The 26,017-nt window shown below is 69.3% G+C and carries 25 protein-coding genes; 14 read left to right on the plus strand and 11 right to left on the minus strand.

Annotation, left to right across the window (positions count from 1 at the left end; translation table 11 throughout):
- Positions 1-52: 52 nt before the first annotated feature.
- Positions 53-868, minus strand: coding sequence for a glycine zipper 2TM domain-containing protein (locus FHR66_RS10400; RefSeq protein ID WP_160969435.1), 816 nt, complete (start codon positions 866-868; stop codon positions 53-55).
- A 173-nt stretch (positions 869-1,041) separates the two neighbouring features.
- Between FHR66_RS10400 and FHR66_RS10405 the strand changes: the two genes are divergently transcribed.
- The 3 genes from FHR66_RS10405 to FHR66_RS10415 all read left to right on the plus strand — a co-directional run bounded on the left by FHR66_RS10405 (position 1,042) and on the right by FHR66_RS10415 (position 3,956).
- Positions 1,042-1,278 (plus strand): DUF6116 family protein, encoded by a 237-nt coding sequence (locus FHR66_RS10405; protein ID WP_048491350.1) that lies wholly within the window; start codon positions 1,042-1,044, stop codon positions 1,276-1,278.
- Positions 1,279-1,283: 5 nt separating this feature from the next.
- A complete protein-coding gene (locus FHR66_RS10410) occupies positions 1,284-2,078 on the plus strand; it encodes a TatD family hydrolase (protein ID WP_160969437.1) in 795 nt (264 codons plus the stop codon).
- A 471-nt stretch (positions 2,079-2,549) separates the two neighbouring features.
- Entirely contained in the window at positions 2,550-3,956 is a 1,407-nt protein-coding gene (locus tag FHR66_RS10415) for a putative bifunctional diguanylate cyclase/phosphodiesterase (protein ID WP_160969439.1), read from the plus strand.
- A 6-nt stretch (positions 3,957-3,962) separates the two neighbouring features.
- Here FHR66_RS10415 and FHR66_RS10420 read toward each other — a convergent pair whose 3' ends face one another.
- On the minus strand, positions 3,963-4,775 hold the full coding sequence (locus tag FHR66_RS10420; RefSeq protein ID WP_160969441.1) for a tRNA threonylcarbamoyladenosine dehydratase: 813 nt from the start codon (positions 4,773-4,775) through the stop codon (positions 3,963-3,965).
- A gap of 119 nt (positions 4,776-4,894) precedes the next feature.
- Between FHR66_RS10420 and FHR66_RS10425 the strand changes: the two genes are divergently transcribed.
- Both FHR66_RS10425 and FHR66_RS10430 read left to right on the plus strand, forming a co-directional pair.
- On the plus strand, positions 4,895-5,323 hold the full coding sequence (locus FHR66_RS10425; protein ID WP_160969443.1) for a hypothetical protein: 429 nt from the start codon (positions 4,895-4,897) through the stop codon (positions 5,321-5,323).
- 343 nt (positions 5,324-5,666) lie between these two features.
- Entirely contained in the window at positions 5,667-6,149 is a 483-nt protein-coding gene (locus FHR66_RS10430; RefSeq protein WP_160969445.1) for a glycine zipper 2TM domain-containing protein, read from the plus strand.
- A gap of 75 nt (positions 6,150-6,224) precedes the next feature.
- Here the strand turns inward: FHR66_RS10430 and FHR66_RS10435 are convergent, their stop codons facing one another.
- On the minus strand, positions 6,225-6,440 hold the full coding sequence (locus FHR66_RS10435; protein WP_048491346.1) for a cold-shock protein: 216 nt from the start codon (positions 6,438-6,440) through the stop codon (positions 6,225-6,227).
- Positions 6,441-6,675: 235 nt separating this feature from the next.
- On the opposite strand from FHR66_RS10435, the gene FHR66_RS10440 reads away from it, so the two are divergent.
- Together FHR66_RS10440 and FHR66_RS10445 are read left to right on the plus strand one after the other, a co-directional pair.
- Complete coding sequence (locus tag FHR66_RS10440) at positions 6,676-7,161, plus strand: DUF456 domain-containing protein (RefSeq protein WP_160969447.1); 486 nt, start codon at positions 6,676-6,678, stop codon at positions 7,159-7,161.
- Positions 7,162-7,303: 142 nt separating this feature from the next.
- Positions 7,304-8,455, plus strand: a complete 1,152-nt coding sequence (locus FHR66_RS10445) for a phospholipase A (protein ID WP_160969448.1) — start codon at positions 7,304-7,306, stop codon at positions 8,453-8,455.
- Positions 8,456-8,706: 251 nt separating this feature from the next.
- Here FHR66_RS10445 and FHR66_RS10450 read toward each other — a convergent pair whose 3' ends face one another.
- From FHR66_RS10450 to FHR66_RS10465, 4 genes are all read right to left on the minus strand, one after another.
- Positions 8,707-10,761, minus strand: coding sequence for a TonB-dependent copper receptor (locus FHR66_RS10450; protein ID WP_167087771.1), 2,055 nt, complete (start codon positions 10,759-10,761; stop codon positions 8,707-8,709).
- Positions 10,762-10,796: 35 nt separating this feature from the next.
- Entirely contained in the window at positions 10,797-11,201 is a 405-nt protein-coding gene (locus tag FHR66_RS10455; RefSeq protein ID WP_160969450.1) for a DUF2946 family protein, read from the minus strand.
- Between the two features lie 318 nt (positions 11,202-11,519).
- On the minus strand, positions 11,520-12,155 hold the full coding sequence (locus FHR66_RS10460) for a glutathione S-transferase N-terminal domain-containing protein (protein ID WP_160969451.1): 636 nt from the start codon (positions 12,153-12,155) through the stop codon (positions 11,520-11,522).
- 109 nt (positions 12,156-12,264) lie between these two features.
- Complete coding sequence (locus tag FHR66_RS10465; RefSeq protein ID WP_160969452.1) at positions 12,265-13,785, minus strand: FumA C-terminus/TtdB family hydratase beta subunit; 1,521 nt, start codon at positions 13,783-13,785, stop codon at positions 12,265-12,267.
- A 101-nt stretch (positions 13,786-13,886) separates the two neighbouring features.
- Between FHR66_RS10465 and FHR66_RS10470 the strand changes: the two genes are divergently transcribed.
- The 3 genes from FHR66_RS10470 (at position 13,887) to FHR66_RS10480 (ending at position 16,499) form a co-directional block, all read left to right on the plus strand.
- Positions 13,887-14,768 carry an RNA polymerase sigma-70 factor gene (locus FHR66_RS10470; protein WP_160969453.1) on the plus strand — a complete coding sequence of 294 codons (882 nt, stop codon included), beginning with the start codon at positions 13,887-13,889 and terminating at the stop codon, positions 14,766-14,768.
- A gap of 84 nt (positions 14,769-14,852) precedes the next feature.
- A complete protein-coding gene (locus FHR66_RS10475; RefSeq protein ID WP_160969454.1) occupies positions 14,853-15,293 on the plus strand; it encodes a carboxymuconolactone decarboxylase family protein in 441 nt (146 codons plus the stop codon).
- 303 nt (positions 15,294-15,596) lie between these two features.
- A complete protein-coding gene (locus FHR66_RS10480; protein WP_167087773.1) occupies positions 15,597-16,499 on the plus strand; it encodes an arginine deiminase-related protein in 903 nt (300 codons plus the stop codon).
- A gap of 270 nt (positions 16,500-16,769) precedes the next feature.
- On the opposite strand, the gene FHR66_RS10485 is transcribed toward FHR66_RS10480, so the two are convergent.
- Complete coding sequence (locus FHR66_RS10485; protein ID WP_160969458.1) at positions 16,770-17,030, minus strand: hypothetical protein; 261 nt, start codon at positions 17,028-17,030, stop codon at positions 16,770-16,772.
- 149 nt (positions 17,031-17,179) lie between these two features.
- Here FHR66_RS10485 and FHR66_RS10490 point away from each other — a divergent pair, with 149 nt between their 5' ends.
- The 3 genes from FHR66_RS10490 to FHR66_RS10500 all read left to right on the plus strand — a co-directional run bounded on the left by FHR66_RS10490 (position 17,180) and on the right by FHR66_RS10500 (position 20,370).
- Positions 17,180-19,063, plus strand: coding sequence for an ABC transporter ATP-binding protein (locus FHR66_RS10490; protein WP_160969460.1), 1,884 nt, complete (start codon positions 17,180-17,182; stop codon positions 19,061-19,063).
- A 25-nt stretch (positions 19,064-19,088) separates the two neighbouring features.
- The gene (locus FHR66_RS10495) at positions 19,089-19,487 is read left to right on the plus strand and encodes a hypothetical protein (protein WP_160969462.1); all 399 of its coding nucleotides are present in this window, start codon (positions 19,089-19,091) and stop codon (positions 19,485-19,487) included.
- A gap of 103 nt (positions 19,488-19,590) precedes the next feature.
- Entirely contained in the window at positions 19,591-20,370 is a 780-nt protein-coding gene (locus FHR66_RS10500; RefSeq protein WP_026143480.1) for a ferredoxin--NADP reductase, read from the plus strand.
- 260 nt (positions 20,371-20,630) lie between these two features.
- On the opposite strand, the gene FHR66_RS10505 is transcribed toward FHR66_RS10500, so the two are convergent.
- Positions 20,631-21,122 (minus strand): glutathione peroxidase, encoded by a 492-nt coding sequence (locus tag FHR66_RS10505; RefSeq protein ID WP_160969464.1) that lies wholly within the window; start codon positions 21,120-21,122, stop codon positions 20,631-20,633.
- Positions 21,123-21,455: 333 nt separating this feature from the next.
- Between FHR66_RS10505 and FHR66_RS10510 the strand changes: the two genes are divergently transcribed.
- Positions 21,456-23,642 (plus strand): M3 family metallopeptidase, encoded by a 2,187-nt coding sequence (locus FHR66_RS10510; RefSeq protein WP_160969467.1) that lies wholly within the window; start codon positions 21,456-21,458, stop codon positions 23,640-23,642.
- 180 nt (positions 23,643-23,822) lie between these two features.
- Here the strand turns inward: FHR66_RS10510 and FHR66_RS10515 are convergent, their stop codons facing one another.
- Positions 23,823-24,608, minus strand: a complete 786-nt coding sequence (locus FHR66_RS10515) for a hypothetical protein (protein WP_167087775.1) — start codon at positions 24,606-24,608, stop codon at positions 23,823-23,825.
- Between the two features lie 104 nt (positions 24,609-24,712).
- Entirely contained in the window at positions 24,713-26,014 is a 1,302-nt protein-coding gene (locus FHR66_RS10520; RefSeq protein WP_456361747.1) for a S8 family serine peptidase, read from the minus strand.
- Between the last annotated feature and the right edge of the window lie 3 nt (positions 26,015-26,017).

A 26,017-nucleotide genomic window follows, 5' to 3' on the forward strand; every position in this document is an offset into this window, starting at 1 on the left:
AGACGAAGGCCGACGCAAGCGCCGGCCTTCGGGGGTGCATCCAAACTGCGACTCAGCGCTGGCTGACGGCGGTGTCGCCGGCCGAGGCGGTCTGGGTGACCAGGCGACCGTCCAGCACCGGCAAGCGGTCGCTGTTCGGGCGGTCGTCCATGCGCACGGTCTTTTCCTGGCCGTCGTAGCGGTAGGTCACGTCGTAGCCCTTGACCACGTCCTGCGAACCCATGGCGATGCGGTTGCCCGGCTTGCTGTCCATGCGCATGGTGCCGGTGGTGCCGTCGTCGTTGCGATAGGTCACGTTGTAGCCGGTGATGGTCGAGGACTGCGCGGTGCTGTTCTCGGTGTGGCACTGGCGCTCGGTGCGGTCGACCACGCGGCCGCCGACGTGATTCTGGTCGATGCGGTTGCCGATGAAGCCGCCGGCCACCGCGCCGGCCGCGGTGGCGGCCTTGCGGCCATTGCCGTGGCCGACCTGGTTGCCGAGCAGGCCGCCGACCAGCGCGCCGACCACGGTGCCGCCGACGTTGCCGTCGCGCTCGGGCAAGCGCTCCTGCACCACCACGTCGTTGCACACCTGGCGCGGCGTCGTGGTGGTGGAGGTCTCGCGCAGCGGCTCGGTGCCGATCACTTCGGCGTAGCGCTGCTGCTTCTGGGTGATCGGGTCGACCCGCACCACGTCGGCGTACTCCAGCTTGCCGCCGACGCTGTTGTCCAGCGCGCTGTCGCCGCGCGTATTGTCCAGGGCCGGGCGCACGTCGCTGTTGGCGACGTCCACCGGTTTGTCGCGATTGTTCATGAAGGCCGCGGTGGCGACGCCGCCGACCAGCAAGGCGCCAGCCGCGACCAGAACGGTTGTCGTAGTGCTTTTCATGTGTGCTCTCCTGCGGGCTGACCGCGTTGTCTACGGTGCTGTGATTACCATGCGGAAGCTGAACCAATCCGCTCCCTATTCAGCAACGCGCCGGCGCCGCGGCTGGTAACGCCGCCGGAACGTCGCCATATCGAGGCTGTTAGCGTTTCCACCGCTGCCCCGGAGAACGTGCCATGCCCAATCCGATCGTCTATCCGCTGCTGCGCTGGGCGGGCAAATTGCGCTACCCGACGCTGTTCAAGATCACCGCCGGCCTGTTCGTACTGAGCGTGCTGCTGCCCGATCCGGTGCCCTTCATCGACGAGATCGTGTTCGGCCTGGGCACCCTGCTGCTGGCCAACTGGAAGACCCGCACGCCGGCGCCCGCCACCGAACCGCTGACCTCCACCGCGCAGCGCGTGCGCCGCTGAGCGCCATGCAGCTGATCGACAGCCACTGCCACCTGGATGCGGAGGAGTTCGACCCGGACCGCGCCGCGGTGATCGCACGCGCGCAGGCGGCGGGCGTGCGGGCGCAGGTGGTGCCGGCGGTGACCGCGGCGTCCTGGCCCAAGCTGCGCGCGGTCTGCGCGGCCGCCCCCGGCCTGTATCCCGCGTATGGCATGCATCCGCTGTTTCTGGACCAGCATCGTCCCGAGCACCTGCCGTTGCTCGGCGAGTGGATCGAACGCGAGCGTCCCTGCGCCATCGGCGAGTGCGGCCTGGACTTCTTCGTCGAAGGATTGGACGAAGCCGAGCAGGAACGTTACTTCGTCGGCCAACTGCAGCTGGCGCGCGCGTTCGACCTGCCGGTGATCGTGCACGCCAGGCGCGCGGTGGACGCGGTGATCCTGGCGATCCGCAAGGTCGGGCGCGTGCGTGGCGTGGTGCACAGTTTCGCCGGCAGCGCCGAACAGGCCGCGCAGTTGCAATCGCTGGATTTCCTGATCGGCCTCGGCGGGCCGGTCACCTACGAACGCGCGCAGCGCCTGCGCCGGCTGGCCGCCGCGGTGCCGTTGCAACAGGTGCTACTGGAAACCGATGCGCCGGACCAGCCCGATGCGTCGATCCGCGGCCAGCGCAACGAACCGGCGCGGCTGCGCACGGTGCTGGACACCATCGCCGAGTTGCGCGACGCACCTGCCGCCTCCATCGCCGCACAGACCACGGCCAATGCACGACGCCTGTTCGGCTTGCCCGACACGCTCGCTGGCGCGACCGATCCGGCCTGACGCAGGACTGTCTCGCAGACAGTCGACGGCCCTTGCCACGGTGTCGCCGCCGTCCGCAACCACCACCATCGCGGACCGCGCGGAGCGGCCAACGCCCTCGCATGACGCACCAGCGCACTGAAAATCCGCTTGCCGCGCACCTTTCGCACGAAACTGTGAACTGAGCAGCCGGAACGTCGCCTTTCGATAGCGTTTCGGCACGCTTGCTTCTGCTACTGTGCACCGCGCTGAAACGGCGAGCGGCTCTTTTGTCCGCCAGGCACCGGAGTGTGAACCCGTTCGCTCTCAGCAAAGGCTCGGCGGCCGGCTCGATGGCACGCGTTCTGGCAGATCGGATCCTCCTGGCGTGAAACAACCGGCAAGCCGCATCCCCTACCCGCTTCTCCACAGCGCGCGGCGCACGTGTGCGATCGCGTGCTTCGCCGACGTTCCGGTGCGAGCGACGACGGCGCATAGGCGGGCGCTGAGACGATGAAAAGCGTCGCGAATTCGGAAAAACACGCCTCCAACGGCGAAAGCTGGGTCTCCCTGAAGTTCCGCGACAGCAATCGCAGCCGCAAGATGCGCAGCACCCTGACCCTGGCCGGGGTCTCGTGCACCACACTCGGCACCTTCTGGACCGTGTGCTACCTGTACTACGGGCGGCCAGAACTGGCATTCGCCTTCGTCGGGCTGACTGCGGTCGGGCTGCTCGCGCTCGGCCGTCGCCGCCATTGCGACGAGGCCTCGCTGTCACTGGTGGCGCACGGCATCTTCGTCGTGGTGCTGGTGATCTCGATCATCGACGCGCCGATCGGCACGGTGCCGCGCTCGGTGCACACCTTCTTCCTGCCGTTGGCGGCCGGCGCGCTGTTCGTGTTCGACCGCAGCCGCCGCTACCGCGCACTGGTGTTCCCGATGGCCTGCCTGGGCGCCTTCGTCGCGTTCGGCTCGGGCGAACTGGACTGGCTGGCGCCGGCGTCCTCGCCGCCGCCGGGGATGCGCCGGCTCGGCGCGATCTCCAACCTTGCCTGCGCCGCCGGCCTGCTGGCGGCGATCCTGCACATCTACCGCAACGACGTGAACGCGCGCATTTCGCTGGAGCGGGAACTGTCGCGTGCGGTCGGCAACGGCGAGATCGAGGTGCTGTACCAGCCGCAGGTCAACGCGAACGGCCGCATGCTCGGCGCCGAGGCGCTGGTGCGCTGGCGCCATCCCAGCGGCAGGTTGCTGACCCCGGACAAGTTCATCCCGCTGGCCGAAGAGAGCCAGTTGATCCGCGAAGTGGGGCTGGAAGTGCTGCGTCAGGTCTGCCGCACGCTGCGGCGCTGGTCGCAGGAGCCGGACCTGCATGCGCTGGTGGTGGCGGTGAACGTCAGCCCGGTGCAGTTGCTCGATCCCAACTTCGTGGCCTCGGTGAAGCAGGTGATCAGCAGCGAGGGCGTGGCGCCGGCATCGCTGGAATTCGAACTGACCGAGTCGGCGCTGTACGTGGACACCGCCGGAGTGCGCACCAAGATGCACGAACTCAAGGCATTCGGCATCGGCTGGGCGCTGGATGACTTCGGCACCGGCTTCTCGTCGCTGGCGATGCTCCGGACCTTGCCGGTCACCAAACTCAAGATCGACCGGCAGTTCGTCAACGACGCCAAGGCCGACGAGTCCTCGCGGCGCCTGCTGGCCAAGATCGTGGAGATCTCCGAGGTGATGGGCATGGTCGCGCTCGCCGAAGGCATCGAGGAGGCGCAGCAGTGCGAGATGCTCTCGGCGATGGGCTGCCGGCACTTCCAGGGCTTCCTGTTCGGCCGGCCGCAGCCGGCGCAGGACCTGGAACGGCTGGCCGTCCTGCAGGCGGCCACCGAGCGCAACCTGGCGACCGGCGCGACGGCGCCGACCTAGCAGGCGTCAGGCGGCCGCCGCCTCGCGCGCCGCGGCGCGCTTCAACAGCATCTCCAGCGCCTTGCCGACCGCGGCGAAGGCGAAGGCCCCGGTGATGTGCGTGGCGGCGCCCAGCCCGGCGCCGCAGTCCAGGTTCAAGGCGGCATCCGGACCCAACACTGGGCGCAGTCCGCAGACGCTGCCGTCGGCCTGCGGATAGCGCACGTTCTCCAGCGAGTACACCGCCGGCACGCCGAAGTAGCGCTGCGGGTTCTTGGGGAAGTTGAATTCGCTGCGCAGCTTCTTGCGGATCAGCGCCAGCATCGCGTCGTGCTCGGTGCGCGACACGTCGCGGATCCGCACCAGGGTCGGATCGGTGCGTCCGCCGGCCGAGCCCACCGTCAGCAGCGGCAGCTTGCGCCGCCGGCACCAGGCGATGGTCTCGACCTTGACCCGGAAGCTGTCGCAGGCGTCGATCACCAGGTCGAAGCCGGCATCGAGCAGTTCGGCGATGTTGGTCGGCGTCAGGAACGCTTCGACCGCGAGCGCCTCGATCTGCGGATTGATCGCTACGCAGCGCTCGGCCATCGCCACCGCCTTGTTGCGTCCGTACTGCCCGGCCAGCGCCGGCAGCTGCCGGTTGGTGTTGGACACACAGATGTCGTCGGCGTCGATCAGGGTCAGATGCCCGACCGCCGAGCGCGCCAAGGCCTCGACGACCCACGAGCCGACCCCGCCCATGCCCACCACCGCCACCCGGCAGTGCGCCAGCCGCTCGATCGTGCCTTGCCCGTAGAGCCGGTCGATGCCGGCGAAGCGCTCGCGCCATTGTTCGTTCATGCGCCCATTTTAGGGGATTGCCGGTGGAGCCGGGATTGGGGATTGGGGATTGCGCCGCTGGGCTGCGCAGGCGACGGCAGGCGTACCATCGGGATTCCTTTCCCGCCGCGCATGCCGCCATGGCCAAGCCGCCTCCGCCCGCCTCCGCGTCCCGCTATCTGTTCGTGTTGCTGGCCGGGCTGCTGCTCGGCCTGGTGCTGACGGTGATGGCACTGCGTGCGGTGCAGGCGCGGCAGGATCCGTTCCCGCGCAGCCTGATGCAGGTCATGGGCAAGCAACTGGCGCTGCTCGAACGCGACACCGCGCATCGACAATGCAGCGGCGCGGGGCCGCAGGCGCGGCTGCGCACGTTGCGCCTGCTCGGCGACGAGCTGGGCACGGCATTCCCCGACCTGGCCGACGACAGCCGCTTTCGCGAGCACGCCGATGCGCTACGCACCGGCGTGGACGCGGCGCTGGCACAACCGCCGGCCGACTGCGCCGCGCTGGCGCAGGCACGCCAGCAGATCGACGAACGCTGCGACGCCTGCCATCGCGATTTCCGCTGAGGCTCCGGCGGGATCGGCACCGACCGGTCATGCGGGTTTCGCCAAAGTGGCGTGGCCCGTGTCGATAAAACCCGGTGTGCCTTGCTGGCGACGTGGCATCGTGCTGTTCCCATCATCCGCCGGCAGATGCTCAGGCTGTCCCGCCGTTACCCCTCTCGGTGCCTGCGGGCCGGTTTTTGTGCTGATCCACACCCGTGCGTGTGGATGAATTGGCGCTGACGCCAGCCGCCGCGAGGCTGAACGGCACCCGCCAGGGTTGGCGTTGCATTCACGCAGGGGTGGACAGGATGCGTGCGAACGCGGCGCTGCCGCCGCGCTCCATCACTGTTCGAGGAGAGCACCCATGAAGATCCAATTGATGGCCACCGCTGCCGTGGCGACCCTGGCGCTGGCAGGCTGCGCCACGTCCCCCGGCTATGGCGGCGGGTACGGCGGCGGCTACAGCCAGCCGGCGCGCGGTGGTTACACCCAGACGCGCTGCGCCGACTGCGGCATCGTCACCCGCATCGACACCGTGGCGTCCGGGCGCACGGCGCCATCGGCCACCGGCGCGATCCTGGGCGGCATCGTCGGCGCGGTCGCCGGCCACGAGATTTCCGACCACACCGGCGGCAGCAAGGGCAACCAGAACGTGTCCGCCGTGGCCGGCGCGGCAGCCGGCGCGCTCGCCGGCAACCAGATCCAGAAGAACGTCACCAGCGACACCTACGACGTACACGTGCAGATGGACGATGGCCGGGTGATCGTGGTCAACCAGCGCGACCTGGCCGGGGTGCGCGAGAACACCTACGTGCGCGTGGTCAACGGGCGCGTCGTGCCGCGCTGATCCGGTATCCCCTGAAAACGCAAAAAGGCCCGCAATGCGGGCCTTTTTGCTGCGCGCCACATCGCGCGGCAATCCTCAGATGGGCTGCACCGCGTCGGCCTGCAGGCCCTTCTGGCCCTGCACCACGGTGAAGCTGACCTTCTGGCCTTCCTTCAGGCTCTTGAAGCCCTGGGTCTGGATGGCCCGGAAGTGCACGAACACGTCCTCGCCGTTTTCGCGGCTGATGAAACCGAAACCCTTGGCATCGTTGAACCACTTCACGGTGCCGTTTTCGCGATTGCCGTTCATGATGGACTTACTCCTTGGAACTCGTCTCAGGGGTGGGTACGCCGTGGGGGCGGCGGCTGGTTGCAAGGAGGAAGCGAGGTATAACGATGTAGCGGATCGATGGATCTACCGCATCAGGCCACGATTCACGGTGACCTTTGCAAACGCAGCGGCTGCAACTTACCCCGGTCAAAATGAAAATGCAATCAGCAAAAAGACCCCATCTGTCAACCCCCAAATCTCCCCCGCGGTGAGCCACGTGGACCCTGCGTTCATCTATTACCTGTGTGCCGGGCTGTTGGTGCTGGTCGGGCTGGCGGGGGTGCTGCTGCCGGCCCTGCCCGGCACGCCGCTGATGTTCGCCGGGATGCTGCTGGCGGCCTGGGCCGATGGCTTCCAACGCCTCGGCTGGCCGACGCTGACCGTGCTGGGCGTGCTCACCGCGCTGTCGCTGCTGGTCGACCTGCTGGCCACCGCGTTCGGCGCGCAGCGCGTCGGCGCCAGTCGCAAGGCGCTGTGGGGATCGGTGCTGGGCGGGATCGCCGGCATGTTCTTCATGCCGATCGGGCTGTTCGTCGGCCCCTTCGTCGGCGCCCTGGCCGGGGAGTACTGGCACGGCCGCGAACTGCGCCAGGCGACCCGGGTCGGCGTCGGCACCTGGCTGGGGATCGTGCTGGGCACCGCCGCCAAGCTCGGCCTGGCGCTGGCGATGCTCGCGGTGTTCGCGGTGGCCTGGCTGCTCTGAAGACGCCTGCCTGAAGACGGCGTCGCGGCGACAGCATGAACGCGTGATGACCCTGTTGTCGTCACTTCCTGTATTTTCGCTGCCGGCCATTCACCCCGGCAGCGCACCACCCGCCCGCGCCGCCCGTTGCAGCGAGAACCGCATGTCCCACCGCCAGGTCCGCCCCCTGTTACTGCTGTCGATCGCGGCCGTGCCGCTTGCACATGCGCAGGAAGTCCTGCCCACTCCCGCCTCGCCGGAAGCCTGCGTGGCCATCTCCAGCGACGCCGCCCGCCTGGCCTGCTACGACCAGGCGCTGTCGCGCCGGACCGCCGACCCGCAGGCGGCCGATGCCGCCGCGCAGGTCGCCAGCGAACGCCAGAAGCAGCAACTGGACGCCAGCGTGCCGGAGGATGCCGGCGTCGCCGAGCGCACCCGCCAGCGCGCCGCCGCGATCTTCAAGCAGGACCGCTACGACAGCACCATCGCCAATGCCGGCAAGGGTTCGCTGCTGGATAGCCGCTGGGAACTGGCCAAGGACTCCAAGCTGGGCACCTTCCAGCTGCGCGCCTACAAGCCGGTATACCTGCTGCCGGCGTTCTGGACCAGCAAGAAGAACGAGCTGCCGTCCTCGCCGAACCCGGTCAACACGGTGACCACCGCCGAACCGCTGGACAGCGTGGAGGCGAAGTTCCAGCTGAGCTTCAAGACCAAGATCGTGGAGAACATCTTCGGTGACAACGGCGACCTGTGGGGTGCCTACACCCAGAGCTCGCGCTGGCAGGTCTACAACTCGGAGCAGTCGCGCCCGTTCCGCGAGACCAACTACGAGCCGGAACTGATGCTGGTGTTCCGCAACAACTACAGCCTGTTCGGCTGGAAGGGACGGATGACCGGCATCCAGCTGACCCACCAGTCCAACGGCCGCAGCGATCCGCTGTCGCGCAGTTGGAACCGGGCGATGCTCAACATCGGCCTGGACCGCGACAACTGGGCGCTGGTGCTGCGCCCCTGGTACCGCATCCCGGAGAGCCGCAAGCAGGACAACAACCCGGACATCGAGGACTACATGGGCCGTGGCGACGCGACCCTGATCTACAACCGCAACGGCCACGAAGTGGCGCTGATGGCGCGGCACTCGCTGCGCGGCGGCGACCGTTCGCACGGCGCGGTGCAGTTGGACTGGGGCTTCCCGATCAGCAACCTGCTGCGCGGCCATGTGCAGGTGTTCGACGGCTACGGCGAGAGCATGATCGACTACAACCACCGTGCCACCTACGTCGGCGTCGGCATCTCGCTGCTGGAATGGTTCTGAGCCAACGCCACGGCTGAGCGACACGCGCGGCGCCCGACTGGCGGGCGTCGCGTGTGCTGGTCGCGCATTCCGCGCGCGACCCGCGGACGTCTGGATTGCTGCAGTCACGGCGGACGCAGGCAGCGTTGAAGTTTTTCGTATGCGGCGCCACGTCGATGAGAACTGCATGCGTAGTGCCTGGGGGCACATAAGCGCCCTACCCCGACGGCGGCGCAGTCGCCATGCGACCGCGCCCACCGATCGCCGATCGCTCAGAACCGGTAGTTGCCCTTCAACCACAGGTTGCGGCCCGGTTCGGCGATGCGCACCGGATCGGCCGGGAAGCCGAAGTCGGCGCTGCCGGCGAGGTTGAGATGTTCGCTGTAGCGCCGGTCGAACACGTTGTCGATGCCGGCGCTCAGCCGCAGCGCCGCGCTGACCCGGTAGCCACCGCTCAACCCCAGCGTCGCGAAACCGGCACTGCGGCCGAGGTCGCGGCCGACCACATTGCCCTGGTCCAACGCCACCCGTCCCTGTCGCGCGACCGCGCGCAGCAGCGCCCCAGCCGACCAGCGCTGCCCTTCCCACTCCAGCCGTAGCCGCGATTCCAGCGGCGGCATCTGCGGCAACGGCGTGCCGTCGCTGCGGTTCTCGCCCCAGGCATAGGCCAGCGTGCCGCCGAGGGTCAGACCCTGCCGCGGCTGCCAGTCCACTCCCGCCTCGGCGCCGGCAATGCGCGCGTCGACGTTGTCGACACGGGTGGTAGTGCCCATCATGCCGCCGTCGGCGTAGGTGAACAGGATGAAGTCCTGCACCCGCCCGGCATAGGCGGAGACCCAGCTCTGCACGGTCGCGCCACGGTACTGCAGGCCGAGGTCGAGCTGGGTGGTGCGCTCGGGACGCAGCCCGGCGAACGCATTGGCCGCGCCCATCGGGCCCATGTCGGCCGAGAACAGTTCCCAGTAGTCGGGCATGCGTGCGCTGCGGCCGAAGCCGGCATACCAGACGGTGTCGGCCGAGAGGTTGCGTTCCACGCGCAGGAAGCCGCTGCCCAGGTCTTCGCTGCGCGTCTGCCCGGCGGTGGGATTGGGCATGCCCATCATGCCGACGCTGCGGCGGGTGTCCTCGACCTGCGCGCGGTCTAGGCGCAGGCCGGCGATCCAGCGCTGCGCCGTGCCGGCACCGAAGGTGGCTTCGGTAAAGGCGCCGAGGTTGTCGAACCGCGCGTCGGTGCGCCACGGCAGGCTCCGGTACACGCCCTCGCCGCTGGCGCTGCGGTCGCGGTGGCGGCTTTGCTGGGTATCGACGCCGGCCTGGACCACGATCTGCTCCCAGCGCCACTCCGATTCCACGCGCCCGCCGCTGGTGCGCCGGTCCACGTTGGAGGCCATCGGCATCGGCATCGCCGACTGCGGGTTGGGCCGGCGCAAGGTGTAGTTGTCCATGACGTGGTCGGCGTCGTTGACATAGGCATTGGCGCGCAGCGCTTCCCAGGCACCGGGCAGGCCGGTGCGCTCGAAGCGCGCGGCATAGCTTCGGCGGCGGAACTGGACGCCGTCCATGCTGCGCCCCGCGTAGCGGGCCAGACCGTCACCGGTGCCGGCGGAGAGTTCCAGCACGGTGTCCGGATCCGGGGTCCAGCCGACCGCGGCATCGGCATTCCACTTGCGCCAGCGCGACGGCACCACCGCGTCATCGCCGTCGCGGTAGTCGCCGGACTCGGAGCGGTTGGCGTCCACGCGGGCGTAGCCGCTGCGGTTGCCGCCGCGCAGGTCGAGGGTCTGGTCGTTGCGGTTCCAGGAGCCGACCAGCGCGCTGGCTTCGCCTTCCAGCGTGGGCGCGGCGTAATGCGGGGTGTCGCGCTCGAAGCGCACTGTGCCGGCGGAGGCGCCGGGTCCCCAGCGCACGGTCTGCGGGCCCTTGACGATGGTGAGCCGGTCGAAGGTTTCCGGGGCGATGTAGGACAAGGCGTTGTCCATGCGCGCCGGGCAGGCCCCGACCAGGGTGCCGTCGTTGCTGAGCACGTTGAGCCGCGAGCCGAACATGCCGCGCAGCACCGGATCGCCGTTGGTGCCACCGTTGCGGATCGCGGCGAAGCCGGGCACGGTCTTCAGATAGTCGGCGCCGTCGCTGGCCGGCACAGGCTGCCGCGGCAGTTTCGGATCGACCGTCCAGGTCAGCGGCGCGACCGGCGCGGTGGCGGTCACCTGCATCCGGTCGAGGGTGGTGGCATCGGGCGTCTCGGCGTGGCCGGCGGCGGGAAACAGGCTCGCGAGGATGCAGCACGACAACGCCGCCCGCGCGGGCGACGGCAGGAACTGAGGCATGAGGTGAACTCCAGAAAAGAACGGCGCCGGCGCGCCTAGCGCACCGGAAACAGGAGAGCGTTCTGGAGAACAACTGGCGGCCCGCGTGCGGCGTGCGCGCGCCAGCGCACGGCGGCATGGACACGATGGCGCAGCGGCGTGGTGGCCCTCGGCGCCGGCAGCGACGCGGCCAGCAGCAGGACGATCGCCAGCCACGGCAGCAGCCGCGCGGCGAGCACGCAGTAGTCGCAGGCGGCATGGTCCGGGCCATGGTCGCGCTGCGCGCCCGACGCGTCGTCATGACCGGCGTGGACGGCAGCGTGCTGCGGCAGCACGTCCGCGGCGGCCTGCAACCCGGCCGCCGTGCACATCGGCACCGGCAGGCTTGCTGCCTCCAGCAACCGGCTGGCCACCGGCGCGACCACCAGCAACAGCGCGGCCAGCAAGGCGGGCCAACGCATCAGGCGGCGCAGTCGGGCAGGAGCACGGAGGGCGGACACCGCGTCATTCTAGGCGGCAGCGCCGACAACGAGCCGACCGCGGTGCCGGGTGCGACAACGTGACGCAGGATGGGGACGGCAAACCACGCGAGCGGTCAGCGCAGTGCCTGTTGATCCGCGCGTCGTTGGTTCGACTCCAATATAGAGTGCAAGACGAAACCGCTTGCGCAGCTTCCGCGAGCGCTGTTTCGTTGCCGCAGAAAACTGCCGGAAAAACCCGACAGCCGACGCCAGGCAATGCAGCCGCCGGCGCTTCCGATCAGCGCACCCGCACCCTGCTCACACCCAGTCGGTAATACCTTCCCGCCGATAGGCCTCGTGGAACGCCGGGCGCGCCTTCATCCGCTCGGCCAGGGCCTTCAGCGCCGGCCAGCTGTCGGTGGGCCGTGGCATGTTGCGCGACCAGCGCATCAGCATGACCAGCACGAAGTCGGCGGCGCTGCAGTGCTCGCCCAGCAGGTAGGGGCCGCCCTGCTCCAGGTGCGTGGCCACCTCGTCCCAGGCTTTTTCCAGGAATGCGCGGGCGCTGGCGCGCACGCGCTCGGCGTTGTCGGCGCCGGCTGGCTCATCGGGATAGAACCAGTCGCGATAGGCCGGCATCAGGGTGTAGGCGCCGAACAGCATCCAGCGGTAGTAGGCCGCGCGCTCGGGGGTGCCGGGCGGCGGCGCCAGGCCGGCGTGCGGATAGAGGTCGGCCAGGTGCATGGCGATGGCGACCGATTCGGTCAGCACCTGCCCGTCCAAGACCAGGGTCGGCACCCTCCCCTGCGGGTTGATCGCCAGGTACTCGGGGCGTTTCTGCTCCTGGCGCTCGAAATCGAGCATGCGCAGTTCGAAATCGACCTGCAGTTCGATCAACAACCAATGCACGACGAATGAGGCGGTACTGGGCGAGCCGTAAAGCACGATGGACACGACGCTTTCCCCGGAGGCGGAACCAGCGCCGATTATTGCCGCGACGCCGGCGCGCCGCCAGCGCCACGCGGAACGCCGGCGTCCTCGCCGGCGTTCGCGGTACGGCCGATCAGGCCTCGACCACCACCGGGATCTTGCCGATGCGCGCCTGCCACTCGCGCGGGCCGGTCTTGTGCACCGACTCGCCGCTGGCGTCGACCGCCACGGTCACCGGCATGTCCTTGACCTCGAACTCGTAGATCGCCTCCATGCCCAGGTCTTCGAACGCCAGCACCTTGCTGGCCTTGATCGCCTTGGACACCAGGTAGGCCGAGCCGCCGACCGCCATCAGGTACACCGCCTTGTTGTCGCGGATCGCGGCGATCGCCGCGTCGCCGCGCTCGGACTTGCCGACCATGCCCAGCAGGCCGGTCTGCTCCAGCATCTGCCGGGTGAACTTGTCCATGCGCGTGGCGGTGGTGGGGCCGGCCGGGCCGACCACTTCGTCGCGCACCGGATCGACCGGGCCGACGTAGTAGATGAAGCGGTTGGTGAAGTCCACCGGCAGCGTCTCGCCGCGGTTGAGCATGTCGATCATGCGCTTGTGCGCGGCGTCGCGGCCGGTCAGCAGCTTGCCGTTGAGCAGGATCGTCTCGCCCGGCTTGAAGCTGGCCACTTCCTCGCGGGTGATGGTGTCCAGGTTCACCCGGCGCGCATTGGTCGGGTTGTAGGTCAGCTTGGGCCAGTCTTCCAGCGAGGGCGGATCCAGCATCACCGCGCCGCTGCCGTCCAGGGTGAAATGCGCATGGCGGGTGGCCGCGCAGTTGGGAATCAGCGCCACCGGCAGGTTGGCGGCGTGGGTCGGGTAGTCCTTGACCTTGATGTCCAGCACCGTGGTCAGGCCGCCCAGGCCCTGCGCGCCGATGCCCAGCGCGTTGACCTTCTCGTACAGCTCCAGGCGCAGTTCCTCGGCACGGTTGGACGCGCCGCGGGCCTGCAGGTCGACGATGTCGATCGGCTCCATCAGCGCTTCCTTGGCCAGCAGCATCGCCTTCTCGGCGGTGCCGCCGATGCCGATGCCGAGCATGCCCGGCGGGCACCAGCCAGCGCCCATGGTCGGCACGGTCTTGAGCACCCAGTCGACGATGGAATCGGACGGGTTGAGCATGGCGAACTTGCTCTTGGCCTCCGAGCCGCCGCCCTTGGCCGCGACGATGACGTCCACCGTGTCGCCGGGGACGACCTTCAGGTTGACCACCGCCGGGGTGTTGTCCTTGGTGTTCTGGCGCTTGCCGGCCGGGTCGGCCAGCACCGAGGCGCGCAGCTTGTTCTCCGGATGGTTGTAGGCGCGGCGCACGCCCTCGTTGACCATGTCCTCCACGCCCATGGTGGCGTCGTCCCAGCGCACGTTCATGCCGATCTCGAGGAACACGGTGACGATGCCGGTGTCCTGGCAGATCGGCCGGTGGCCCTCGGCGCACATGCGCGAATTGATCAGGATCTGCGCGATGGCGTCCTTGGCCGCCGGCGACTGCTCGCGCTCGTAGGCCGCGGACAGGTTCTTGATGTAGTCGACCGGGTGGTAGTAGCTAATGTACTGCAGCGCGTCGGCGACGGACTGGATGAGGTCTTCCTGCTTGATCGAGGTCACGGCTGGCTCTGCGGCTGGCGGGGGGAAACCCGCCCATTTTAGGGCAAAGTGGCGGCCCCGCCCGGTGTCACGCCGGCACGCCCTGTTCCGTCCTGGTCGTCATGACCCACGATCCGACCTTCGAATCCCATCGCGCCAGGCTGTTCGGCCTGGCCTACCGCCTGCTCGGTAGCCGCGCCGACGCCGAGGACACCGTGCAGGACGCCTGGCTGCGCTGGCAGGCCAGCGACCGCGGCGCGATCCGCGACGCCGAAGCCTGGCTGGTGACCGCCACCACCCGGCTCGGCCTGGACCGCCTGCGCGCGGCGCGCAGCGCCCGCGTCCACTATGTCGGTCCGTGGCTGCCCGAGCCGCTGGAGATCGCCGACGACGCCGACCCGGCCGAGCGCCATGACCGCGCCGAGCAGGTGTCGGTGGCGTTCCTGGCGTTGCTGGAGCGGCTCGGCCCGCACGAGCGCGCGGCGTTCCTGCTGAAGGAGGCGTTCGACTACGACTACGCGCGGATCGGCCGCGCCCTGGAACGCAGCGAGGCCGGCTGCCGGCAACTGGTGCACCGGGCGCGCGAGCGGCTCGGCCAGGGCCATGCGCGCTTCGCGGTCACCCCCGAGCGCCACCGCCAGTTGCTGGAGCGCTTCCTGCACGCCTCGCAGCGCGGCGACCGCGCCGCCATCGCCGCCTTGCTGCATGCCGACGCCCAGTTGCGCTCCGACGGCGGCGGCAAGGTCACCGCCAGCCTGCGCCCTTTGCACGGCGCCGAGCGCATCGGCCGGCTGTACTGGGCGCTGGCGCGGCGCGACCTGGGCCTGCAGACGCGGATCGGCACGGTCAACGGCGAACCGGCGATCCTGCGCTTCCTGGGGCCGCGGCTGCATTCGGCGACGCTGCTGGTCATCGACGGCGAGCGCATCGCCGAGGTGCTGACCCTGATGAACCCGGACAAGCTGCCGGCCCCGACGGCGCCGCCTGCAGCCGGCCGCGACTGACCTGCGGCGGCGCTGTCACGCCGCGACGCATAGGTGCGTCCTGGAGGGGAAGGCGGCCACGGTGGCCGCCATGAGCGACCCACCATGCACTTCCACCGCATCGACTACACCAGCCACGAACCCGAAGCGTTCCGTGCCCTGCTGACCGCCAGCCAGCACGTGCACGATGGCGTGCTCGGCAGCGCCCTCACCGAACTGGTGTTCCTGCGCGTCTCCCAACTCAACGGCTGCGCCTACTGCATCGACATGCATGCCAGCGCCCTGCGCAAGGCCGGCACCGAGCCACGCAAGCTCGATACCCTCGCCGCCTGGCGCGACAGCCGCTTCTTCGACGCACGCGAGCGCGCCGCGCTGGACTGGGCCGAAGCGCTGACCACGCTGCCCGCCGGCGCGCCGCCACAGGCCGTCTACGACGCGCTGGTGGCGCAGTTCGATCCGGCCGGGATCAGCGCCCTGACCATGGCCGTGGCGGTGATCAACGCCTGGAACCGGCTGGGCGTGGGTCTGCAGCCGGCGCTGCCGTAAAGGCGCTGCGCGCCGGGATTGGGGATTGGGGATTGGGGATTGGGGATTCGGGATTCGGGATTCGGGATTCGGGATTCGGAGGCAGGATCGCGCAACCAGCGGGATGCATAGCGCTTCCGAATCCCGAATGCTGGCAACTGGACGTACTACCCACACGCCAACGCCAGGCAGACCCGCAGCGTGCGCGGTTCTGCTTGCACGAATCCCCAATCCCGAATCCCCAATCCCGCCACCAGTCCGCCGACATGTCCTCGCAACACGGCGCCGCTAGCGTGGCGCGCATCCCCGACGCGGAGCGCGCGCATGATCGAGAACGTCCTTGCTGGCGGCCTGTCCGACGAGACCGACCTGGCCCTCGCCTCCCCCGAGCCGCAGTTCCGCAGCGCCGCCGGCCATGGCCACCGCCTGCTGATGTGCGCGCCGCAGCACTTCGCGGTGGACTACGTGATCAACCCCTGGATGGAAGGCAACGTCCACGCCGCCAGCCGCGAGCGGGCGCAGGCGCAGTGGAACGCGCTGGTGGCCGCCGCCGAGGCGGCAGGAGCGCGCGTCGACTGCATCGCCGCCGCCCCGGGGCTGCCGGACATGGTGTTCAGCGCCAACGCCGGCCTGGTGCTTGGCGACCGCTTCGTACCCAGCCGCTTCCGCCACGCCGAACGCCGTGGCGAGGAAGCCTTGTTTACCGCCTGGTGTCGCCAGGCCGGGCTGCGCATCCGCGAACTGCCGGAGCAGGTGTATTTCGAAGGCGCCGGCGACGCACTGTTGGACCGCGGCGCACGCCGGCTGTGGATGGGCCACGGCCACCGCAGCGACCTGGCCGCCGCGCACGAACTGACCGACCTGCTGGACATCGAAGTCGTGCCGCTGCGCCTGGTCGACGCGCGCTTCTATCACCTGGATACCTGCTTCTGCCCACTGCGCGACGGCTACCTGCTGTACTACCCGGCCGCGTTCGACGCCGACGCGCAGCAGGCGATCGCCCAGCACATCCCGGCCTCGCGGCGCATCGCCGTCGGCGAGGCCGACGCCCTCGCCTTCGCCTGCAACGCGGTGGACCTGGACGACACCCTGCTGCTCAACCGCGCCTCGCCCACGCTATGCGCCGCGCTGGCCGCGATCGGCTACCGCGTGGTGCAGACCCCGCTGGACGAATTCCTCAAGGCCGGCGGCGCCGCCAAGTGCCTGACGCTGCGGCTGGACGAATAAGCCAAAGATGCTCCCGTGAGACGCAGAATCAGCCCCTCTCCCACCGGGAGAGGGGTTGGGGTGAGGGTACGACCGCCATGGAACGCCTGGCGGTAGCAAGCATTTCGAGGCTTTGCCCGTACCCTCATCCGCCCCTTCGGGGCACCTTCTCCCGCAGGGAGAAGGGAAGCGCTAGCCCCTCTCCCACCGGGAGAGGGGTTGGGGTGAGGGTACGGGCCGACGCATGACCCGGCCGTCGCGCCGGACAGACCTGCTTCCACCAACACCGCATCAGCACAGACCGAGTACCGCATCGAGCACATCGCGCCACAACTGTTCGAGGTCGATGCCGCCGCGCCCGCCGAACAAGCGAAACAGGCTGTAGCCGATCGCGAAAGCCACATACGACAGCGTCAACACCAACACGGCGGCGTTGCCCCACAGCAGCAGCGCGGTGGCCACCAAGGCGAAAATCGTGCAACCCAGCAGTTCGCGCCACGACGGCATGTGCGCACGCAGGCGGGCGAATGCAGGCGCGGCAGGATCGGACATGGCAACGGCCTTGGCTGGACATCCACGATGCTAAGCCACTCCTCGTCTTCAGACATCGCGCGCCCGCCACCGGCGTCAGCGCCGGTGCAGCCTCGGCCCCGGCGCAGTCCACACTCCCCGCGCACGCCCGCCCCCGGCACAATGCGCCGATGGCATCTTCCTCCCCTTCCCATGGCGGCGCCCGCACCGCGCCCGGCACCGGCCCAAGCCTGCGCGAGCGCTTCGACGCGATGCGCAACCTGCCGCCGTTCCTGCGCCAGATCTGGCAGACCAGCCGCTGGCTGACCCTCAGCAGCATCGGCCTGCGCGTGATCCGGGCGCTGCTGCCGGTGGCCTCGCTGTACGTGGGCAAGCTGATCATCGACGAGGCCATCCACCTGGTCGGGCAATCGCCCGGGTTCGATTCGCTGGGCCAGGCCCTGGCCAGCGGCCGCCTGAACCGGCTGCTGGAGCTGCTGGGCCTGGAGCTGGCGCTGGCGATCGCCTCGGACCTGCTCGGGCGGTTGGTCAGCTATGCCGACACGCTGTTGTCGGAGCTGTTCAACAACACCACCAGCGTGCAGTTGATGGAGCATGCCGCCCAGCTGGACCTGGAGGATTTCGAGGACCCGGAACAACAGGACCGGCTGGACCGCGCGCGGCGCCAGACCATGGGCCGCATGAACCTGATGAGCCAGTTGTTCGGCCAGGTGCAGGACGCGATCACCGTGGCCAGCTTCGCGGTCGGCCTGCTGGTCTACGCGCCCTGGCTCATCGCCCTGCTGGCGGTGGCGCTGGTGCCGGCCTTCATCGGCGAGGCGCACTTCAACGCGCTGGGGTATTCGCTCAACTTCCAGTGGACGGCCGAACGCCGCCAGCTCGACTACCTGCGCCAGCTCGGCGCCAGCGTCGAGACCGCCAAGGAAGTGAAGATCTTCAACCTGCACAACTTCCTGATCACCCGCTACCGCGCCCTGGCCGACCGCTATTTCCAGGCCAACCGCGCGCTGGCGCGCAAGCGCATGCTGTGGGGCACCGTGCTGGCGGCGCTGGGCACGCTGGGCTACTACGGCGCCTACGGCTACATCGCCTGGCGCACCGTGCGCGGCGATTTCAGCATCGGCGACCTGACCTTCCTGGCCGGCAGCTTCCTGCGCCTGCGGCAGTTGCTCGAAGGCCTGCTGATCGGCTTTTCGCAGGTGGCCGGGCAGGCGCTGTACCTGGACGATCTGTACTCGTTTTTCCGCATCGTCCCGGAGATCCGCAGCCGTCCGGGCGCGGTGCCGGTACCGCGGCCGATCGTGCAGGGCTTCGTGTTCGAGAACGTCGGCTTTCGCTACCCGGACGCCGAGCAGTGGGCGGTGCGGCACCTGGATTTCGCGCTGCGCGCCGGCGAGGTGCTGGCCCTGGTCGGCGAGAACGGCGCCGGCAAGACCACCCTGGTCAAGCTGCTGGCGCGGCTGTACGACCCGGACGAGGGCCGGATTCTGCTCGACGGGCGCGACCTGCGCGACTACGACCTGGACGACCTGCGCGCCAACCTGGGGGTGATCTTCCAGGATTTCGTGCGCTACCACTTCAGCGCCGGCGAGAACATCGGCGTCGGCCAGGTCGACGCGCTGGACGACGCGCCGCGGATCCGCGCCGCCGCGCAACGGGCGATGGCCGCCGAGCTGATCGACGGCCTGCCGCAGGGCTACGCGCAGGTGATCGGGCGCCGCTTCAAGACCGGCGTGGACCTGTCCGGTGGGCAGTGGCAGAAGATCGCCATCGCCCGCGCCTACATGCGCGACGCGCAGGTGATGATCCTCGACGAGCCGACCGCCGCACTGGATGCGCGCAGCGAGTTCGAGGTGTTCCAGCGCTTCAAGGAGCTGTCCGACAACCGCACCGCGGTGCTGATCTCGCACCGCTTCTCCAGCGTGCGCATGGCCGACCGCATCCTGGTCCTGGCCGATGGCCGGATCGAGGCCAGCGGCACCCACGACGAACTGATGGCGCAGGGCGGCCGCTACGCGGAACTGTTCGAACTGCAGGCCGCTGGGTATCGTTAGCCTGTCCGCCCCTTCCGACACCGCCATGCTCCGCACCCTGTCCTGCCTGTTCGCCGTCGCCCTCGCCGTCCCGGCACTCGCCGCTCCCGCCGCGGACACGCCGGCGCCTTCCGACTACGCCGCGGCCAAGGCCCTGGCCGACCGCGACGAGGCCGGCCTGCCGGCAGCCATGCAGGAACGCCTGCAGACCCTGCAGCGCGCCGCGCTGGACGAGGGTGTGGCCAGTTGCGCCACGCCGCATCCGGACACCTCGCCGTTCACCGTAGTGGTGCAGGTGCAGGCCGACGGCAGCGTCGGCGCCAGCTGGCGCAACGGCACCACCCCGCTGGCGCTGTGCCTGGAGCGCTTCCTGCGCCAGCGCCCGCTGCTGGCACCGCCGCAGGCGCCGCTGTACCTGTCCTACGAGGTCTCGTTCGAGAAGTGAGCCGGATCGCGTGATCGGTACCGGGCCACAAATGAGATTTGATCTCATTTGAGCCGGCATGGGGTAGAATGGCCGCCGTTCCTTCCCCATCACGATCAACGGCATGTCTTCCGCTTTTGGCCCCGAAACGGTGCTCGATGTCCGCCACTGGACCGAGGACTACTTCAGCTTCACCACCACCCGCAACGACGGCTTCCGCTTCGACAACGGCCAGTTCGTGATGATCGGCCTGGAGACGGAGACGCGGCCGCTGCTGCGCGCCTACTCCATCGCCAGCGCCAACTGGGAAGAGCAGCTGGAGTTCTTCAGCATCAAGGTGCCGGACGGCCCGCTCACCTCGCGCCTGCAGCACATCAAGCCGGGCGATTCGGTACTGGTCGGCAAGAAGCCCACCGGCACCCTGCTGATCAGCGACCTGCACCCGGGCCGCCATTTGTACCTGCTGGGCACCGGCACCGGCCTGGCGCCGTGGCTGTCGGTGATCAAGGACCCGGAAACCTACGAGCGCTTCGACAAGGTGATCCTCACCCACGGCGTGCGCTTCGAGAAGGACCTGGCCTACCGCGACTACTTCGAGAAGGAACTGCCGCAGCACGAGTTCCTCGGCGAGACCATCCGCGAGAAGCTGCTGTACTACCCGGCAGTGACCCGCGAGGACTTCCGCAACCGCGGCCGCCTCACCGAGTTGCTCGAGAGCGGCGAGATGCAGCGCACCCTCGGCCTGCCGCCGCTGAACCCGGAACACGACCGCGCGATGATCTGCGGCAGCCCGCAGATGCTGGCCGACCTGCGCCACACCCTGGACGCCCGCGGCTTCGTCGCCTCGCCGCGCATCGGCTCGCCGGGCCACTACGTGTTCGAGCGCGCGTTCGTCGAGAAGTAACGGCGCTGCGCGTCTCCCGTCGTAGGAGCGGCTTTAGCCGCGACAGGCTTTACCGGTAAAGCGCATCGCGGCTGAAGCCGCTCCTACCGGCGTAAGCGACATGGCGGCAGGGCAAAGCGCAATAGTGGCGAAATCGTGTGTGGGAAGGACTTCAGTCCCGACGCGTTCGAGTCAAAGGCGTCGGGACTGCAGTCCCTCCCACAAGGGCAAGGCAACCACCCCGGCATTCGGGACCACGCCGGGCGTTTGCGGGCGAATCGTCAGCCCAGCGCCCGCTCGATAGCGTCGGCCAGCGCTTCCGGCTTGTCGGTCGGCGCATAGCGCGCCAGCACCTGGCCGTCGCGGCCGATCAGGAACTTGCTGAAATTCCACTTGATCGCGGCGATGCCGAGCAGCCCGGATTTCTGCTGCTTGAGCCAGCGCCACAGCGGATGCGCGCCGTCGCCGTTGACCTGCACCTTGGCGAACATCGGGAAATCGACGTCGTAGCTGAGCGAACAGAACTGGCGGATCTCCGCGGCATCGCCCGGTTCCTGGTGGCCGAACTGGTCGCAGGGAAAGCCCAGCACCACCAGTCCGCGCTCGCGATAGCGCTGCCACAGCGCCTGCAGCCCGGCGTACTGGGGCGTGAAACCGCACTTGGAGGCGACATTGACGATCAGCAGCACCTTGCCGGTGTACTCGGCGAGCGGCTGCGTCTGCCCGTCCAGCGTGGTCGCGGTGAAGGCGTAGGCGGTGGTCGGCGTGTCCATGATTCCTCGTGCTGCGGCGCGCCGCGGCGGCGCTGGTTCGACGCGATCCTACGCGGTGCCCGCACGCGTCGCCAGCAGGCCGGACTACACGCGCAAGCCAGCATCGCAGGCGCTCGCGCGGACAAGGCAACACACTGCCAGCGCAACACCCATGCAACCGCCTTCACCGGCGCAGCCGCGCATGAGAGCGCACTGCATCAAGGTTCACGCCAAATGCCGCAAAGCCCTGAGAAACAAGCGTCGATGCTGCAGCGCTCCCATGGCTTTCGTCACAGGCCACGCCTGCTTGCCTGGGGTAGCCTGCCCGATCACCATGATTGCGGATACCGCTTGATGACCTCTCGCCTCGCCCTTGCCCTCGCAGCCACGCTCGGACTCGCCATGCCCGCCTACGCCGCTCCAGCCACCACGCCCACCGCCGCCACGGCGGCCACGCAGGCCAACCCGTTCTTCGCCGAAAGCCCGCTGCCGCTGCACTACCCGCAGTTCGACAAGATCAAGGACAGCGACTTCGCCCCCGCGTTCGACGCCGGCATGGCGCAGCAGTTGAAGGAAATCCAGGCCATCGCCGACCAACAGGCCAAGCCGACCTTCGACAACACCATCGTGGCGATGGAGAAGAGCGGGCAAGTCCTGGACCGCGCCACCACCGTGTTCTTCAACCTGGTCGGTGCCGACACCAACGACACCCGCAAGCAGTTGCAGGCCGAGTACGCCGGCAAGCTGGCCGCGCACCGCGACGCGATCGCGCTCAACCCCAAGCTGTTCGCGCGCATCCAGACCCTGTACGACACCCGCAACCAGCTCGGCCTGGACGCGGAGGGCGTGCGCCTGATCGAGAAGTACCACAGCGACTTCGTCCGCGACGGCGCCAAGCTCAACGACGCCGACAAGACCAAGCTCAAGGCGATGAACGCCGAGCTGGCCGAACTGGGCACCAAGTTCAGCCAGAACGTGCTGGCCGAGGTGAACGCCGCCGCGGTCGTGGTGGACGACGTCAAGCAGCTCGACGGCCTGTCCGATGCGCAGATCGCCGCGGCCGCCGAAGCGGCCAAGGCGCGCAAGCTCGACGGCAAGTACGTGATCGCCCTGCTCAACACCACCGGCCAGCCGCCGCTGGCCCAGCTCAAGGACCGCGCGCTGCGGCAGAAGATCTACGAAGCCTCGGTGTCGCGCGGCAGCCACGGCGGCCCGTACGACAACACCGCGCTGGTGTCGCGGATCATGACCCTGCGCGCCGACCGCGCCAAGCTGCTCGGGTACCCGAACCACGCCGCCTACTCGCTGGAAACCCAGACCGCCAAGACCCCCGAAGCGGTCAACGCCATGCTCGGCAAGCTGGCCCCGGCCGCGGTGGCCAACGCCAAGCGCGAGGCCGCCGACCTGCAGGCGATGATCGACCAGGAGCAGAAGGCCGCCGGCAAGCCCAGCTTCAAGCTCGAAGCCTGGGACTGGGCCTACTACACCGAGAAGGTGCGCCAGGCCAAGTACGACTTCGACGAGGCCCAGCTCAAGCCCTACTTCGAACTGAAGAACGTGCTAGAAAATGGCGTGTTCTACGCCGCCAACCAGGAGTACGGGCTGACCTTCAAGCAGCGCACCGACCTGCCCACCTATCGCGACGACGTGCTGGTCTACGACGTGTTCGACGCCGACGGCAGCCAGTTGGCGATCTTCATCGCTGACATGTACGCACGCGAGTCCAAGCGAGGCGGCGCGTGGATGAGCTCCTACGTGTCGCAGTCGGCGCTGACCGGCGACAAGCCGGTGGTCGCCAACCACCTCAACATCCCCAAGCCGCCGGCCGGCCAGCCGACCCTGCTGACCTGGGACGAAGTCACCACCGCGTTCCACGAGTTCGGCCATGCGCTGCACGGCATGTTTTCGAACGTGAAGTATCCGTACTTCTCCGGCACCAGCGTGCCGCGCGACTTCGTCGAGTTCCCCTCGCAGGTCAACGAGATGTGGGCCGACGATCCGGCCATCCTCAAGCACTACGCCAAGCACTACCAGAGCGGCGCGCCGATGCCGCAGGCGCTGCTGGACAAGGTGGTGGCCACTGCCAAGTTCAACCAGGGCTTCGCCACCACCGAGTACCTGGGCGCGGCGATGCTGGACCAGCGCTGGCACCAGCTCAGCGCCGGCCAGGTGCCGCCGGCATCGGGCGTGATGGATTTCGAGGCCAAGGCGCTGGCCGCCGACGGCATCGCCTATGCGCCGGTGCCGCCGCGGTACCGCACGCCGTATTTCAGCCACATCATGGGTGGCTACGCGGCCGGCTACTACGCCTACATCTGGTCCGAGGTGCTGGACGCCAACACCCAGCAGTGGTTCAAGCAGCACGGCGGGCTGAGCCGCGCCAACGGCGACCGCTTCCGCAAGACATTGCTCTCGCGCGGCGGCAGCGTCGATGCGATGCAGTTGTTCCAGGACTTCGCCGGGCACGCACCGCAGATCGAACCCTTGCTGGAGAAGCGCGGCCTCAACGCCACGCCGGCGGCGACGCCGAGCGCGCGCTGAGGCGCATCGCGGCATGGCCCACGCGGCCGTGCCGCCACCTCGCGACGACCTCGCGGCGAAGACACCCGCGATCAACTGCATGACGCAACACGCACGACGCCCGGCTCAGCCGGGCGTCGTGTTTTTCAGCCTGCTATTTCAGCGGCGACACGCAGTGCGCCGCGTGCAGTCCGCAAGCGGCTACTGGCCATTGCCGGAGGCATCGACGCTGACGCCCAACGAGGCCGCGCCGCCGGCCTGTCCCTGCGCCTGACCGTTACCGGCCTGCGCACCGCCCTGGCCGCCCGCACCCGCCTGGCCCGACACCGACCCGCCACGCGTGCCTGCGCCATGAGACGCGCTGCCGCTGGCCGCGCCAGTGGCATTGCCGCTGCCGGACAGCGCCGGCACCGTGGGCAGACCAGCACCGCTGGCGGCACCGTTGCTACCGCCATTGCCGGCCGCATTCGCCGCGCCCGCACCGTGACCGGCCATGCCATCGACTGCACCAGCGGCATTGCCAGCCGTGGACAACGTCGCAGCGGGATTGACCGCGCTGCTCGCCGCGCCGAGCGCAGCATTGGCCTGGCCCATCGCGCTACCGGCCGTATTCCGTGCCGCCGCATTGCCGCTGGCGGCAGCGTTGCCGGCCAGCGTCCGGCCCTCGTTCACCGCGGTGCCCGCGCGCTGCGCGGCGCTGTCCGCCGTGGCCGCGCCACGCGCCGCCGCCCGCTGTGCCGCCATCCGCGTACGCTGCGACTGTTGCTCGATGCCGCTGCGCGCCCGATCTAGCGGAACCCCCGCGTCCAGGCGGCCCGCCCCCATTCCGTTGCCGCCGAGGCTGCCGCCCCCCAGGCCGCCCAGCGTACCGTTGACGGCACCGCCCACGCTGCCCGCACCGCCCAGCACCTGCGCGCCGGCCACGCCCGGGGTCAGCGCCACTGTCGCCACCAGCACCGCGCTCGCCAACAGAGTCTTGCCGTTCATCGCGTTCTCCTCATGACGCCGCAGGCCATCTGCGGCTCTCATCTGGTCCTACGTGTCGAACGGCGCAGAACATCCCGGCCGGGATGGGCGCAGACAGAATGCGTTCAGCCGCCCGGCGCGCGCTGCAGCGGCAGGTCCGCGCCGAGCAGCCCGGCGCCGTATACCGGATCGGCGCCAGGCGCACCGAGATCGCGCGCCTGCGCCTGCAACTGTGTACGCACCTGCGCGGCCGCCTGCGGATCCGGCTGCGGCAACGCCTGCGCCGCCAGCCGCGCTACCAGCGGCGCGGCGAACGACGTGCCGCGCTGCGTCTGCCAACGGCCCTGCGGCGCCGCGGCGATCAATTCGCCGACCGCGGCGAAGGCCACCTGCGGTCCTCGCCCGGCCTCCGGCAACACCCGCGCACGCGCATCCACCGCGGTGACGCCAATCACTCCGGGATAAGCGGCCGGATACAGCGGCGGTGCCGCCGGGCCGTCGTTGCCCACCGCTGCGACCAGCACATGGCCGCGCGCGAGCATGCGCTGCACGGCGAGCTGCAAGGCGCGGTTGGGGCCGCCGATCAGGCTGATATTGATCACCGGCACCTGCTGCTGCGCCATCCACGCCAACGCGCCGACCAACTCCACCACGGTGCCGCCGTCGGCCTGCCCGCAGTAGATATCGGCCGCATACAGCGTGCGCGCGAACGGCCCGTGCGCCACCGCGCGGCCGGCCAGCAGCGAGGCGACCGCCGTGCCGTGCGGCTGCGCGCGCACCTGCCCGCCGCAGCCCCAGGTCTGCACCTGCACGCCGGCCAGCGCCGGATGCGACGCGTCCACGCCGCTATCGATCAGGCCGACCACGAATCCGCCCGCCGCAGCGCTTGCGGCTGCCGGTGCCGCGGGCGCGCTGGCAGGTGCTGGTGCTGGTGGCGTCGCGGCCGATCCGCTGTAGACGTGGTTGTAGTCGTACTGACCCTGCGGATCGCGCTCGCGTAATTGCTGCAACGCGCGGCGCGTGGACAGGCCCGACGGCACCTGCAGCACCACCAAGCGTAGGCCGAATTCGCCGAAGCTGCGCTGCTCCAACACGGCGAAGCCGGCCGCCTGCGCCGCCTGCAACGCGGCTGGGTCCGGCTCCAGCGCCACCACCTGCCCGCGCATCACCACGGCGCCGCCCTCGTCGCGCTCCAACCCACGCGGATCGCTGCGCAGCAGCGCCTGCAGGCGTTTCAGGCGCAGCCGTTCGAGATCGCCACGCGCGTCCTGCATCGACTGTCCCAACCGATCCATGCCGCTGTGCACGCCCTGGGTGACGTCCTGCACCAGCCCGCCCGCCGATGGCAGCGCCAGCTGCGCCAATGCCGGTGTCGCCACCGCCAGCAAGGCCGCCGCCATCCAGCGCATTCGCCTACCCGTCGCCATGCC

This window comes from Xanthomonas sp. F4 (assembly GCF_011761895.1).